9 protein-coding genes are annotated in these 14,504 nt (G+C 67.0%); 4 read left to right on the top strand and 5 right to left on the bottom strand.

Going from position 1 to position 14,504, the window contains the following annotated elements:
• The first annotated feature begins 31 nt into the window (after positions 1-31).
• Complete coding sequence (locus ACVWZ5_RS18575) at positions 32-4,936, top strand: alpha-2-macroglobulin (RefSeq protein ID WP_336198038.1); 4,905 nt, start codon at positions 32-34, stop codon at positions 4,934-4,936.
• A 148-nt stretch (positions 4,937-5,084) separates the two neighbouring features.
• On the opposite strand, the gene ACVWZ5_RS18570 is transcribed toward ACVWZ5_RS18575, so the two are convergent.
• A complete protein-coding gene (locus tag ACVWZ5_RS18570) occupies positions 5,085-5,378 on the bottom strand; it encodes a hypothetical protein (RefSeq protein ID WP_028691188.1) in 294 nt (97 codons plus the stop codon).
• A 68-nt stretch (positions 5,379-5,446) separates the two neighbouring features.
• Between ACVWZ5_RS18570 and pbpC the strand changes: the two genes are divergently transcribed.
• Complete coding sequence (gene pbpC / locus ACVWZ5_RS18565) at positions 5,447-7,795, top strand: peptidoglycan glycosyltransferase PbpC (protein ID WP_280084106.1); 2,349 nt, start codon at positions 5,447-5,449, stop codon at positions 7,793-7,795.
• Positions 7,796-7,835: 40 nt separating this feature from the next.
• On the opposite strand, the gene ACVWZ5_RS18560 is transcribed toward pbpC, so the two are convergent.
• The 4 genes from ACVWZ5_RS18560 to ACVWZ5_RS18545 form a co-directional block, all read right to left on the bottom strand.
• Entirely contained in the window at positions 7,836-8,333 is a 498-nt protein-coding gene (locus ACVWZ5_RS18560; RefSeq protein ID WP_062572774.1) for a GreA/GreB family elongation factor, read from the bottom strand.
• A 69-nt stretch (positions 8,334-8,402) separates the two neighbouring features.
• Positions 8,403-8,759 carry a hypothetical protein gene (locus ACVWZ5_RS18555; RefSeq protein ID WP_062572775.1) on the bottom strand — a complete coding sequence of 119 codons (357 nt, stop codon included), beginning with the start codon at positions 8,757-8,759 and terminating at the stop codon, positions 8,403-8,405.
• 112 nt (positions 8,760-8,871) lie between these two features.
• Positions 8,872-10,725: an Lnb N-terminal periplasmic domain-containing protein gene (locus ACVWZ5_RS18550; protein ID WP_062572776.1), complete on the bottom strand. Its 1,854-nt coding sequence runs from the start codon at positions 10,723-10,725 to the stop codon at positions 8,872-8,874.
• A gap of 78 nt (positions 10,726-10,803) precedes the next feature.
• The gene (locus tag ACVWZ5_RS18545; protein WP_028691183.1) at positions 10,804-11,292 is read right to left on the bottom strand and encodes a DUF3015 domain-containing protein; all 489 of its coding nucleotides are present in this window, start codon (positions 11,290-11,292) and stop codon (positions 10,804-10,806) included.
• A gap of 254 nt (positions 11,293-11,546) precedes the next feature.
• Between ACVWZ5_RS18545 and ACVWZ5_RS18540 the strand changes: the two genes are divergently transcribed.
• Both ACVWZ5_RS18540 and ACVWZ5_RS18535 read left to right on the top strand, forming a co-directional pair.
• Positions 11,547-13,985: a Lon protease family protein gene (locus tag ACVWZ5_RS18540; RefSeq protein WP_028691182.1), complete on the top strand. Its 2,439-nt coding sequence runs from the start codon at positions 11,547-11,549 to the stop codon at positions 13,983-13,985.
• Positions 13,986-14,148: 163 nt separating this feature from the next.
• A complete protein-coding gene (locus tag ACVWZ5_RS18535) occupies positions 14,149-14,487 on the top strand; it encodes a PA4575 family protein (protein ID WP_023631147.1) in 339 nt (112 codons plus the stop codon).
• The last annotated feature ends 17 nt before the right edge of the window (positions 14,488-14,504 follow it).

Raw genomic sequence — 14,504 nt, 5'->3', positions numbered from 1 at the left:
ACGTACACGCTGCCGAAGAGTCCCCTCTCAAATGCTTAACAAAGGATTGTTGCTGGCCTGCGCGCTGGCCCTGCTCAGTGCCTGTGATTCTTCCACGCCAGACAAGCCATCGGCCCCCGCCGATGCCGCCACCGCCGTCGCGCCCGCCGAAACCAAGGCTGCCAAGCGCGAAGACCCGGCGCAGCTCGCCAAGCGCTACGCTGGCCGCGAGCTGACTGTGCTGGACGTCTCGGAAGTCCAGCTCGACGGTGCCAGCACCCTGTCGGTCAGCGTCTCCGCGCCGCTGGACGCCAACCAGGACTTTGCCGCCAAGCTGCACCTGGTCGACACCGTAAAGGGCAAGGTCGACGGTGCCTGGGAACTCTCCGACAACCAGATGGAACTGCGCCTGCGCCACCTGGAGCCGCAGCGCAAGATGGTCCTGACCATCGACAAGGGCCTGCTCTCGGTCAACGGCAACCAGCTTGAAGCCGAATCGGTCAGCCGTTTCGAGACCCGCGACATGCAGCCCACCGTGGGCTTCGCCAGCCGTGGTTCGCTGCTGCCCACGCGCCTGGCCGAAGGCCTGCCGGTGATCGCCCTGAACGTCGACAAGGTCGATGTCGAGTTTTTCCGCATCAAGCCGGACATGCTTTCCAGCTTCCTGGTCAACTGGGGCCGTAACTCCAGCCTCTACTACTACCAGTCCAAGGAAACCCTGGAGATGGCCGAGCTGGTCTACAGCGGCCGCTTCGACCTCAACCCCGCGCGCAACACCCGCGAGACCGTGCTGCTGCCGATCGCCGGAATCAAGCCGCTGCAGGAGCCGGGCGTGTACCTGGCGGTGATGCGCGCCTCGGGCACCTATGACTATTCGCAGCCGGCAACCCTGTTCACCCTGAGCGACATCGGCGTCTCCGCCCACCGCTACCGCGACCGCCTGGACGTGTTCGCCCAGGCCCTGGAAGGCGGCAAGGCGCTCAAGGACGTCACCCTCGAACTGCACGACGACAAGGGCAAGCTGCTGGCCCAGGCCAAGACCGACGGCGACGGCCATGCCCAGCTGCCGATCACCGCCAAGGCCGATACCCTGATCGCCACCCAGGGCGTGCACACCACTCTCCTGCGCCTGAACACCGCGGCCCTGGACCTGGCCGAGTTCGACATCACCGGCCCCCAGGCCAACCCGCTGCAGTTCTTCATCTTCGGCCCGCGCGACCTCTATCGCCCGGGCGAGACCGTGTTGCTCAACGGCTTGCTGCGCGACCAGGACGGCAAGCCGGTCAAGGCCCAGCCGGTGAATGTGGAAGTGCGCCGCCCGGACGAACAGGTCAGCCGCAAGTTCGTCTGGGAGGCCGACAAGAACGGCTTGTTCCAGTACCAGCTGCAATTGGCCACCGAGGCCCCGACCGGCCGCTGGCAACTGCTGCTGGACCTGGGCGGTGGTCGCAAGCAGGTCTACGAATTCCTCGTCGAGGATTTCCTTCCCGAACGCCTGGCGCTGGAGCTCAAGGGCAGCAGCACGCCGCTGGCGCCGGATGAGACCGCCACCATCCAGGTCAATGGCCGTTACCTCTACGGCGCGCCGGCCGCCGGCAACCGCCTCAGCGGCCAGGCCTACGTGCGCCCGCTGCGCGAAGCGGTGAAGGCGCTGCCGGGCTACCAGTTCGGCGCGGTCACCGAGACCGACCTGAACCAGGACCTGGAGCTGGACGAAGTCACCCTTGACCAGAACGGCAAGGCCCGCATCGATATCGAAAGCCGCTGGGCCGAAGCCCGCTCGCCGCTGCAACTGACCGTGCAGGCCAGCCTGCAGGAGTCCGGCGGCCGGCCGATCACCCGGCGCCTGGAGCAGCCGATCTGGCCCGCCGACCGCCTGCCGGGCCTGCGCGGCCTGTTCGACGGCGAAGAGACCGACGGTGACGGCCCGGTGGAATTCGAGTTCCTGGTGGCCGACCGCGACGGCAAGAAACTGGCCGCCGACAACCTGAAGGTGCGCCTGATCCGCGAGCGCCGCGACTACTACTGGAACTACTCGCAGAGCGACGGCTGGAGCTACAACTACAACGAGAAATTCCTCACCCAGGCCGAGGAGACCCTCAGCGTGAAGGCCGGCTCCACCGCCAAGCTGAATTTCCAGGTGGAGTGGGGCCCGTACCGCGTCGAGGTGGAAGACCCACGGACCGGCCTGGTCTCCAGCGCGCGCTTCTGGGCCGGCTACCGTGCCCAGGACAACGCCGAAGGCGGCGCGGTGCGCCCCGACCAGGTCAAGATCGCCCTGGACAAGCCGGCCTACAAGGACGGCGGTACCGCCAAGGTCACCGTCACCCCGCCGGCCGCCGGCAGCGGCTACCTGATGATCGAGTCCGCCGACGGCCCGCTGTGGTGGCAGGAAATCGACGTGCCCGCCGAGGGCAAGACCTTCGACGTCGAGCTGGACAAGAAGTGGGCGCGCCACGACCTGTACATCAGTGCCTTGGTGATCCGCCCGGGCGAGCGCAAGGCCAATGCCACGCCGAAACGCGCCGTGGGTGTGCTGCACCTGCCGCTGGACCGCGCCGAGCGCAAGCTGGCCGTGTCGCTGCAGGCGCCGGAGAAAATGCGACCCAAGCAACCGCTGACCGTGAAGTTCAAGGCGGTCAACGCCGACGGCAGCGTGCCGAAGCAGGTGCATGTGCTGCTGTCAGCCGTGGATGTGGGCATCCTCAACATCACCGACTTCAAGACCCCCGACCCGTTCGCCAGCCTGTTCGGCCGCAAGGCCTATGGCGCCGACCAGCTGGACATCTACGGCCAGCTGATCGAGGCCGGCCAGGGCCGCCTGGCCAGCCTCGCCTTCGGTGGTGACGCCGCCATGGCCAAGGGCGGCAAGCGGCCGAACACCACGGTGACCATCGTTGCCCAGCAAAGCTTGCCAGTGACCCTAGACGAGAAGGGCGAAGGCCAGGCCACCGTCGAGATCCCCGACTTCAACGGTGAACTGCGCTTGATGGCCCAGGCCTGGACCGAGGAATACTTCGGCATGGCCGAAGGCAAGACCGTGGTCGCCGCGCCGCTGATCGCCGAGCTGTCCGCGCCGCGTTTCCTCGCCGGTGGTGACCGCACCCGGCTGGCGCTGGACCTGGCCAACCTGTCCGGCCGCGACCAGCAACTGAGCGTGCAACTGATCGCCGAAGGCCAGCTGAGCCTGGTCGGTGGTGCCCAGCAGAACTTCACCCTGGCCGAAGGCCAGCGCACCACCCTGATGATCCCAGTGCAGGCCCAGGGCGGCCTGGGGCAGGGCAAGGTGCGGGTACAGGTCAATGGCCTGCAGTTGCCGGGCGAGCCGGCCAACACCTTCGAGCGCGAGTGGACCCTCGGTGTGCGCCCGGCCTACCCGGCGATGCTCAAGCACTACCGCGTGGCCCTCAAGGACCAGCCCTGGAACCTGCCGGAGAGCGACCTGGCCGAGTTCGAACCGGCGGGCCTCGAGGCCAGCCTTGCACTGTCGAGCCGCCCGCCGCTGAACCTGGCCGAACAGATCCGCGCCCTGGAAGCCTACCCTTATGGCTGCCTGGAGCAGACCACCAGTGGCTTGTACCCGTCGCTGTACGCCGATGCCGACAGCCTCAAGCGCCTGGGCATCAAGGGCGAGCCGGCCGATGTGCGCAAGCGCAAGATCGAGATGGGCATCGAGCACCTGCTGGGCATGCAGCGCTACAACGGCAGCTTCGGCCTGTGGAGCTCGGACAGCGAGGAAGAGTATTGGCTGACCGCCTACGTCACCGACTTCCTGCTGCGTGCCCGCGAGCAAGGCTACGGCGTACCCACCGAGGTGTTGAAGAAGGCCAGCGAGCGCCTGCTGCGTTATGTGCAGGAGCGCAACCTGATCGAAGTCGACTACAGCCAGAACGCCGACCACACCCGGTTCGCCGTGCAGGCCTACGCTGGCCTGGTGCTGGCGCGCAGCCAACAGGCGCCGCTGGGGGCCCTGCGCAGCCTGTTCGAACGCCGCGCCGACGCCCGCTCCGGCCTGCCGCTGGTGCAACTGGCGGTGGCGTTGGACAAGATGGGCGACAAGCAGCGTTCGCAGCAGGCATTGCAGGCAGGCCTGGCCGTGACCCGCGGCAAGGGCTGGATGGCCGACTACGGCAGTGCCCTGCGTGACCAGGCGCTGATCCTCGCCCTGTTGCAGGAGAACAACCTCGCCGGCAACCAGGTCGACCAGCGCCTGTTCGGCCTGTCCGACGAACTGGCCGCCAACCGCTGGCTGTCCACCCAGGAGCGCAATGCGCTGTTCCTCGCCGGCCGTGGCCTGCTGGGCAAGCCGGAAGGCAACTGGAAAGCCCGCCTCGACAGCGCCGGTGAAGTGCGCGAGTTCGACAACAACGACTCGGGCATGAAGCTCGAAGGCCCGCTGCTGGCCTCGCCCTTGACTGTGCAGAACCTGGGCGGCGACACCCTGTACCAACAGCTGACCCTGTCCGGCTATCCGCGCCAGGCCCCGGCCGCCAGCGGCAACGGCATGGAGATCCGCCGCGAGTACCTGGGCATGAACGGCCAGGCGCTGGATGTACGCAACCTGCGCAGCGGTGACCTGGTGCTGGTGCACCTGGCGCTCAAGGCGCAGGACCAGGTGCCGGACGCCCTGGTGGTCGACCTGCTGCCGGCGGGCCTGGAGCTGGAGAACCAGAACCTGGCGCAGAGCGCCGCCAGCCTGGACAACGCCAGCAGCGCGGTGAAGCAGTGGCGCGAGTCGATGCAGAATGCCAGCGTGGTGCACCAGGAGTACCGTGACGACCGCTATGTGGCCGCGCTCAAGCTCGACAGCTACGGCACCACCCACCTGCTGTACCTGGCTCGTGCGGTGACCCCGGGCAGCTACCGCATCCCGCCGCCGCAGGTGGAGTCGATGTACCGGCCGAACCTGCAGGCGATCGGCGACAGCCAGGGTGAAATGGTGGTACGCGCCCGCTAGGCAGCGCGCCCGATGCAGGAGCGGCCTTGTGTCGCGAAAGGGCCGTGTAGTGGCCCCCCGATCTCGACGTCAACGCGAGAATCGCCGGGGCTGCTACGCAGCCCTTTCGCGACACAAGGCCGCTCCTACACCGGGCTGCGCAGGGCGTTCAATGGACGACCCAACTCAACACCCACAACCCCAGCAATGCCCAGATGATCCCGAGGATGATCGACGCCCGCATGAACGCGCGGATCGCCGAGTACAGCAGCATCAGGCCGACGATCAGCGCCAGGATGCTGACCAGCGAGGTGTCCATGCCCAGCGTGCGCGCCAGGCCATCGATGAAATTGCCGCCGGCGTTGGCCAGCAGGTTGAACAACCCGCTCAGGCCGTCGACGATGAAACGGATCACCGAACCCAGTACCTGGCCCAGCCACTCGAAAAAACCTTCTACATGCATAGTCGCTTCCTGATCAACGAATCGGCGATTCCCAGCCTTTGGCCATCACCTGGCCCGGTCGGTTCCCGATGCCAAGCTTAGCGCGCCCAGGTCTGCTCAAGCTGCTGTGGCGTGTCGCCGCCTCCGTGCTGGCGGTCATGGCCCTGCTGTGGCTGGCCGACCGCATCTGGCCGTTGCCCATGCCGGGCGACGACCTGGCGCGGGTGGTGCTGGCCGAGGACGGCACGCCGCTGTGGCGCTTCGCCGATGCTGACGGCGTGTGGCGCTACCCGGTCAGCCCGGACGAAGTCTCGCCGCTGTACCTTGAAGCCTTGCTCGCCTACGAGGACCGCTGGTTCTATCACCACCCCGGGGTCAACCCCATGGCCCTGGCCCGGGCGGCCTGGCTCAACCTGCGCGGCGGGCGGGTGGTGTCCGGCGGCAGCACCCTGTCGATGCAGGTGGCGCGCCTGCTCGATCCGCACGACCGCACCCTGGCCGGCAAGCTGCGCCAGTTGTGGCGCACGGCGCAGCTGGAGTGGCACCTGTCCAAGGCCGAGATCCTGCAGCTCTATCTCAATCGGGCGCCGTTCGGCGGCACCTTGCAGGGCGTGGCTGCGGCCAGCTGGGCCTACCTGGGCAAGTCGCCGAAGCACCTGACCCCGGCCGAGGCCGCGCTGCTCGCCGTGCTGCCCCAGGCGCCGAGCCGCCTGCGTCCGGACCGTCATCCCGAGCGTGCCCAGCGCGCCCGGGACAAGGTGCTACAACGCCTGGCCGAGTACCAGGTGTGGCCGGCCCAACGCATCGATGAGGCCCGCGAAGAGCCGCTGCTGCTGGCGCCGCGCCAGGAACCGGCACTGGCGCCCTTGCTGGCCCGGCGGCTGAACACGCCGGACAGCCCGCCGCTGATCCGCACCACCCTCGACGCTGCCCTGCAACGGCGCCTCGAAGACCTGCTGATGGGTTGGCGCCCGCGCCTGCCCGAGCGCACCTCGGCGGCGCTGCTGGTGGTGGAAACCCAGAGCATGGCGGTGCGCGCCTATCTCGGTTCCATCGACCTGAGCGACGAGCGCCGCTTCGGCCATGTGGACATGATCCACGCCCTGCGTTCGCCGGGCTCGACCCTCAAACCATTCCTCTACGCCATGGCCATGGACGACGGCTTGATCCATTCCGAATCGCTTTTGCAGGATGTGCCCCGGCGCTATGGCGACTACCGCCCCGGCAACTTTTCCATGGGTTTCAGCGGCCCGGTGTCGGCCAGCTCGGCGCTGGCGCTGTCGCTCAACCTGCCGGCGGTGCAGTTGCTCGAGGCCTACGGCCCGAAACGCTTCGCCGCGCAGATGCGCATGGGTGGCATGCCGCTGGTGCTGCCGCCACTCGCCGAGCCGAACCTGTCGCTGATCCTCGGTGGCGCGGGCAGCCGCCTGGAGGACCTGGTCGGTGGCTATGCCGCGTTCGGCCGAGGCGGCAACAGCGCGAAGATTCGCCTGCAACCCCAGGACCCGCTGGTGGAGCGCCGCCTGTTGTCGCCGGGCTCGGCCTGGATCACCCGGCGCATCCTCAGCGGCCTGGCCCGGCCGGACCGCGACCCCCATGCCGAACTGGTGCAGCGCCCGCAACTGGCCTGGAAGACCGGCACCAGCTATGGCTTTCGCGATGCCTGGTCGGTGGGCGTGGGCCCTCGTTACCTGATCGGCGTGTGGATCGGCCGCCCCGATGGCACACCGGTGCCGGGCCAGTTCGGCCTAGCCTCGGCGGCGCCGCTGATGCTGCAGGTGCACGACTTGCTGAGCAATCGCGACAGCCAGCGCGGCATCGAGGTGCCGGTCGAGCCTGTGCCCGCCTCGGTAGGCGTGGCGGCCATCTGTTGGCCCCTGGGCCAGCCGATGAACCGCCAGGACCCCAACTGCCGCCGCCAGCGCTTTGCCTGGACCCTGGACGGCACCACCCCGCCGACCTTGCTGGCGGCCGACCAGCCCCTGGGGCTGGGCTTGCGCGAGACGGTGTGGCTCAACGACCAGGGACTGCGCGTCGATGCCGCTTGCCCCGGGGCCAAGGCCCACGACGTCGCCTTGTGGCCGGCCCCGCTGGAACCCTGGCTGCCAAGGGCCGAGCGCCGCGCCGCGCGGTTGCCCGCGGTGGACCCGGCCTGCCCGCCACAGCAGGTGGCCAGCGCGCCGCCGCTGTCGATCGTCGGCGTGCGAGCCGGCGACAACCTGCGCCGCCCGGCCACCAGTCACGAGCCGTTGCAACTGCGGGTGTCGGCCCTGGGCGGCGCGGGACGGCGCTGGTGGTTCCTCAATGGTCAGCCGCTGGGCGAAACCCAGGGGCAGGACAGCTTGCCGGTGCGTTTCGAACAGGCGGGCAGCATCGAGTTGAGTGCGCTGGATGAAAGTGGCGAGACGGCGCGGGTGGCGTTTCAGGTCAGCGAGTAAACCTGCTGGGGCGAAAGGGCCGCAACGCCAATCGAGGGTTTCAGGCCTCCCCCAGAATGGCCACCACCTCGATCATCTGATCCCCCGCCGGCCTGCGCCACAGCACCTCATCCCCAGGTCCGGCGCCCAGCAGCGCCCGTCCCAGCGGCGAGCCCCAGTTGACCAGCCCGCGTACCGCGTCGGCCTGGTCCTCGCCCACCAGTTGCACCTGATGCTCCTGGTTGTCCTCATCGACGAACCGCACTCGGCTGCCGATCTGCACTTTTTCGGTGGATGTGGCGGTCGGTACCACCTGCGCACTCTGCACGCGGGCGCTGAAGTAGCGCAGGTCGCGCTCGGTATCGGCCAGCCGCTGCCGGTCGGCGCGCTCGCCCTGGGCCTGCAGTTCGCTGCGCAGCGCAGTGAGCATGGCCAGCCGCTGCTGCAACTGGGCGAGGCCGGTGGCAGTGACGTAGTTGGGCTGGTCGCTGACCCGTCGCTCCACCGGCTGGCTGGCCTGGGCGGCGGCCTGGTCTTCGTTGACGAATGCTCGGCTCATGGGCGGCCTCCTTTGTGCTGGAGACCATGGTGGCAGGTCGCAGGTTTCAATGATTGTCCGATAGCGACGTCATTTGCGGCGATAGGCGCGGGCGGCGCCCTGGTCCTTTTCCTGCTGCCAGTCGCGGTCGCGCTCGTCCCAGTAGCGTTCGCGGTACTCGCGCAGGTCTTCGTTGGACTGCATCGCGTGGCACTGGCGAAAGCCATCGTCCCAGCCGCTTTCGTACTGGCGGTTGTGCAGGTAGCGCGGGACATCCTTGCGAAAGTCGCCGGCCATCAGCCCGGCGGCCTGGCGACCGCTGCTGCAGCCGTCCTGGAAGCCGTCGGCGTAGGCGGGGGGATAGCCCTGGTTGACCATCTGTTCGTGGGTGGTTTCACACCCGGCCAGCAGCAATACGACACACAGGCCCAACCAATACCGCGACATATCCACAAGACCTTTAGCGTAATGGTGGAAAGTCTAGGTGGTGAATTGTCGGCGCGATGTCAAAACGCTGTCGAAGGATCGCGACGCGCTCCCACGAGGAAGGCCACGTTGATCAGTATTGGTACCACTTCAGCTCCAGCATCACCTCGTTCTGCGCCGTGGCCAGATGGCTGAACTGCCGGGAGGCGCTCAACCGCAGCCCAAGGTCCCGGCTGATCTCCCACTGCTGGTTCAGGCTCACGCTGCGCCGTACCTCGCCATTGGTGAAGTAATCACCCTTGGCTTCCAGCGTCAGGTTGCCCAGCGGATTGCGCCACAGCAACCCGCCATTGAACCCGGCTGCCGGCGAGATGAACTCGGCGAAGTCGTTGTGGTGCTCGACCCGCACCGTGCCCAGGGCAAAGCCCAACAGGTCGTCTCCCAGTTGCCAGGTACCGCCGGCGCCGCCGTTGACATGGCTGACCAGCACCTCATCGTCGTGTTTGCCCGGTACCCGTTCCAGGCCACCGGCAACCTGCCACGACCAGGGCTTGAGCAGCTCATTGCGCGGGGTCAGCGAGCGGATGGTGGCCAGGTCCAGGCGCTGCACCTGCCAGTCGTTGCCCTCGTACTGGCGCAGTTTGAGCTGGAGGATCTCGATCTGCGCGCCCAGCGGGAAGCCGTACAGGTTGTCGTTGAGGTCGTGATAAGCCATGCGCAGGCCGTACTCGGCGTAAGCGCGGTCCTCGCGGGTCCCGACGCCCAGTTGCCAGGTGCGCGACTGATGGCCGTCCTCGGGCAGGCCCGGGCGCTCGATCGCCAGCGGTGGCGGTGGGTTGCGGTTGATCGCCCTGAGCAGCTCGAAACTGCGCGCGGCCTGGGCCGGGTCGCGTTCCTGGCCGTTGGCCCGGTAGCGCTCCAGGCGATAGGCGGCATCCTGCACCAGCGCCTGGCGTTCACGGGGCAGGGCGGTGAAGTCGGGGCTCTGCAACTGAGCGGTATCGGCGCTGATGGCCAGCACCTGCTGTTTTTCCTCATGGTCCAGCGGCTCGGCGCGGGCCAGCAGTTCGCGCTCGCGGGAGGGGCGGTAGCGCACATCGGAGACCAACCCCGATTGCTTGACCGCCTTGACCGTGTCGGTGGGAATGGCGGTCAGCGGGAACTGCGAGGTCAGGTCCAGGCTCGGGCGCGCCACCTGCAGCAGTTCCAGCAGGCGGTAGGAGCAGTTCTCGTCGAAGAAGAAGTAGTCGAACTTGATCTGCTTGAGCTCCCACACGTGCTCGACCATGCGTCCGGTCTCCTGGGGCGTCAGGTCCAACTGGTATTCCCAAAGGTCGCGGTTTTCCAGGCTGCGGTACTCGGACAGCTTCTCCTGGTAGGGCATCATCGCGAACAGCCCGGGATAACCGCCCATCAGGCCTTTCCAGGCGTAGAGGATGCTGTTGTCGCTGCCTTCGATATAGGCGCCGAAGTTGATCGCGTAGCTCAGCAGCGTGGTGTCGTCGCGACGGGTGTTGGACTGGTCGATACGTAGCAGCGTGTGGCCGAACATCGACGACGGGCTGTTGAGATAGGCCGCCGGGAAGATCAGCGTCGCGCTGTGCGGGTCGATGGATGTGTACCAGGTCTTGAACTCCTGGCAGTCCGGGCTCGGCAGGTCGCTGAGGTTCAGCTGTTCGCGCAGCCAGCGGGTACGCGCGGGGAACACGCATTGGGCATGCTTGTCGCCCAGGCTGGCTGGGGCGTACAGGGCGGCGACGGTGGCCTGCAGCTCCTGGTCGGGATGGTGGGCGCCATCCTCGGCGAGGAAAAAGCGTTTGTCGTCCACATAGCTGCGCCAGCCGCCGAGCTTGGCGGTTTCGTAGTGGCCGAGGGCGATCCAGTAGGGCGTGGCCGCCAACTGCTGGACGCGGGCCGGGTCGAGCTGTGGCGCGGCATGAATCGGTGCGCTGACGAGCAGCGCCAGGGGAGCGAGGCGTTTGAACATGTCGGGCAACTACATCCTGATGATGCCGGAAGGTGAAGCGCCAAGCCCGCCCCGCTGCCGGGGCGGGAGGCGTGGTACTTAAGCCTCGGTGGCGTACTTGGCCAGTTGCGGGTCGCTCTTGAGCACGGCCAGGGTGTTGGAGTGGACAGTTTCGGCAGTCACGTCGGCGCTGCTGAAGATCTGCTGGAAGTGCTCGTGGGTGACGGCGGCGAAGCGCGCGCGGTCTTCAGGGGCCACACCGAGGACCACGGCATAGGTGGTCAGGGCCTCGCCCTGGCCCTGGGCCATGTCTTCGGAGAGCTCGTTCATCATGCCGTTCATGGCAAACCAGGATTTGCCGCCATAGGTGAGCGCGGCCTTGGTCGAGCAGCCGTTGGTGCCCGAGGTCATGCCGAAGGTTGCGTTGCCGGACGTGCCGTTGGTGGTGGAGGCCAGGAAGTGGGCCGGTGTGCCGCGCTGGCCCTCGAACAGCAAGTTGCCCCAGCCGCAGTTCGGGCCGCCCGGCGCTTCGGCCATGGCGTTGATCGAGACAGCGGCGAACAGAGTACCAAGAAGAATCCGTTTCATAGCGTTGTTCTCTTTCTCAAGTGACGTACCAATGGTCAGGGTTCTGGCAACGCGGTTGCCAGGGCGGGAGGATTTCCATCCCCCTGCGCAGCTTGGAGTTTAGGCACGATCCAAAGGTTGCGTTGTTTATTGCGAAAAATTGCTTGCGTGATCGGTCATGTTGGGCTGTGACATAAAGTCCCACGGAGCCTTGCCGCTGCGCGCTGGCAGCGCCAGAATGCCTTTCATCCGCCCCGCCGAAGTAAGGAAACCCAATGCCCGATCCTGTCGCCTCGCGCCTGCGTCTCGCGCCCGAAGCCCTGACCCGGCGTTTCTCCGCTGAACAGTTCGCTTTCTCCAACACCGACGACCTGGAGCCGTTTCGTGGCGTCCTGGGCCAGGAGCGTGCCGTCGAGGCCCTGCAGTTCGGCGTGGCCATGCCGCGCCCCGGTTACAACGTGTATGTGATGGGCGAGCCCGGCACGGGCCGCTTCTCGTTCGTCAAGCGTTACCTCAAGGCCGAAGGCAAGCGCCAGCACACCCCGGCCGACTGGCTGTACGTCAACAACTTCGAGGACTCCCGCGAGCCGCGCGCCCTCGAGCTGCCGTCCGGCAGCGCCCATGAGTTCATCAACGACATGAACGGGCTGATCGACAACCTGCTGGCTACCTTCCCGGCAGTGTTCGAACACCCGTCGTACCAGCAGAAGAAGAGCGCCATCGACCGCGCCTTCAACCAGCGCTACGACCGGGCGCTGGACGTGATCGAGCGGGCTTCGCTGGAAAAGGACGTGGCGCTGTACCGCGACAGCAGCAACGTCGCCTTCACCCCCATGGCCGACGGCAAGGCGCTGGACGAGGCCGAGTTTGCCCAACTGCCGGAGGAGGTGCGCGAGCGCTTCCATGAAGACATCGCCGCGCTCGAGGACCGGCTGAACGAGGAGCTGTCCAGCCTGCCGCAGTGGAAGCGTGAGTCGAGCAACCAGTTGCGCCAGCTCAATGAAGAGACCATCACCCTCGCCCTGCAGCCGCTGCTGGCGCCGCTGTCGGAGAAATACGCGGAAAACGCCGCGGTGTGCGCCTACTTGCAATCGATGCAGTTGAACCTGCTGCGCACCGTGGTCGAACAGCTGGTCGACGACAGCAAGACCGACGCCGTGGCGCGCAAGATGCTTGAAGAGCAGTACGCGCCCAACCTGGTGGTCGGCCATCCCGGCAAGGGTGGAGCGCCGGTGGTGTTCGAGCCGCACCCAACCTACGACAACCTGTTCGGCCGTATCGAATACAGCACCGACCAGGGCGCGCTGTACACCTCCTACCGCCAGCTGCGCGCGGGCGCGCTGCACCGCGCCAACGGCGGTTTCCTGATCCTGGAAGCGGAGAAGATGCTCGGCGAGCCGTTCGTCTGGGACGCCCTCAAGCGCGCCCTGCAATCGCGCAAGCTGAAGATGGAGTCGCCGCTGGGCGAACTGGGCCGCGTCGCCACCGTCAGCCTGACGCCGCAGGTGATCCCGCTCAGCGTCAAGCTGGTGATCATCGGCTCGCGCCAGCTGTACTACGCGCTGCAGGACCACGACCCGGACTTCCAGGAGATGTTCCGGGTGCTGGTGGACTTCGACGAAGACATGCCGATGGTCGACGAGAACCTGGAGCAGTTTGCCCAGCTGTTGCGCACCCGCACCAACGAAGAGGGCATGGCGCCGCTGACCAGCGACGCGGTGGCGCGCCTGGCCACCTACAGCGCGCGCCTGGCCGAGAACCAGTCGCGGCTGTCGGCGAGGATCGGCGACCTGTTCCAGCTGGTCAGCGAGGCGGACTTCATCCGCCAGCTGGCCAACGAGGCCATGACCGACGCCGGCCATATCGAGCGGGCGCTCAAGGCCAAGGCCCAGCGCACCGGGCGGGTCTCGCAGCGAGTGCTCGACGACATGCTCGCCGGGATCATCCTGATCGATACCGAAGGCGCGGCAATCGGCAAGTGCAATGGCCTGACCGTGCTCGAGGTCGGTGATTCGGCGTTCGGTATGCCAGCGCGGATTTCCGCCACGGTCTATCCGGGCGGCAGCGGCATCGTCGACATCGAGCGCGAGGTCAACCTCGGGCAGCCGATCCACTCCAAGGGGGTGATGATCCTCACCGGCTACCTGGGCAGCCGCTATGCCCAGGAGTTTCCCCTGGCGATTTCGGCGAGCATCGCCCTGGAGCAGTCCTACGGCTACGTCGATGGCGACAGCGCCTCGCTGGGCGAGGCCTGCACGTTGATCTCGGCGCTGTCGCGCACCCCGCTCAAGCAGTGCTTCGCCATCACCGGCTCGATCAACCAGTTCGGCGAGGTGCAGGCGGTCGGCGGGGTCAACGAGAAGATCGAAGGCTTCTTCCGCCTCTGCGAGGCCCGTGGCCTGACCGGCGAACAGGGTGTGATCATCCCGCGGGCCAACGTCGCCACGCTGATGCTCGACGAGCGGGTGGTGCAGGCGGTCGAGGCCGGGCGCTTCCACGTCTACGCCGTCAGCCAGGCCGACGAGGCGCTGAGCCTGCTGGTCGGCGAGGAAGCCGGCGCGGTCGACGACAAGGGCGAGTTTGCCGAGGGCAGCGTCAACGCCCGGGTAGTCGAGCGCCTGCGGGTAATCGCCGAGATGATCAGCGAGGAAGAGATCAAGGAGGCCGAGAAGGAGCGTATGGAGGAGGTCATCGCCCAGGCCAAGCCTGCCTGAGTCAAGAAACCGGCGCTGGCGGCCATGTGCTACCGTTCAGCGCCGGTTTTCCAACTTTTTACTCAGGTCGGCTAAAGTGGAACTTAAGGACGTTGTCAGGGTTCAGGATGGAAACAGCCTGAGGGTTTCAGGCTGAACAGGGCTTTACAGAGGGGACGCCGCCATGCGCAACCTCAGCCTCACCCGCCAGTGCCTGGGCCTGGTGACCCGCATCGAATGCAGTATCCGTCCGCTGGCCGGGGACAACGGCATGTGGACCTTGCTGTTCGCCGCCGGCATGGCCGGTGAACAACCCTCGGCGATCAAGGCCCAGGGCCCGTTCCACGGGCCGATGGTGGCCGAGTCGGTGATGAACGCCATCGTCGACAGCCTCACCCTTCATGGCTATCAGGTCGCGGAAGACCCGCAGATCTGGTGCCTGCACCTGCAGGCGCAGTTGCGCCGGATCAACGGTGAGCGGTGCCGCAATCTTGGGGACTATCAGTTCCATCCGGAAACCTGAGCGTTTTTCCTGTGGAA

This window comes from Pseudomonas sp. TE6283 (genome assembly GCF_054060555.1).
Note: the sequence above shows the minus strand (reverse complement) of the source record. Positions and strands in the feature narration are given on the sequence as shown.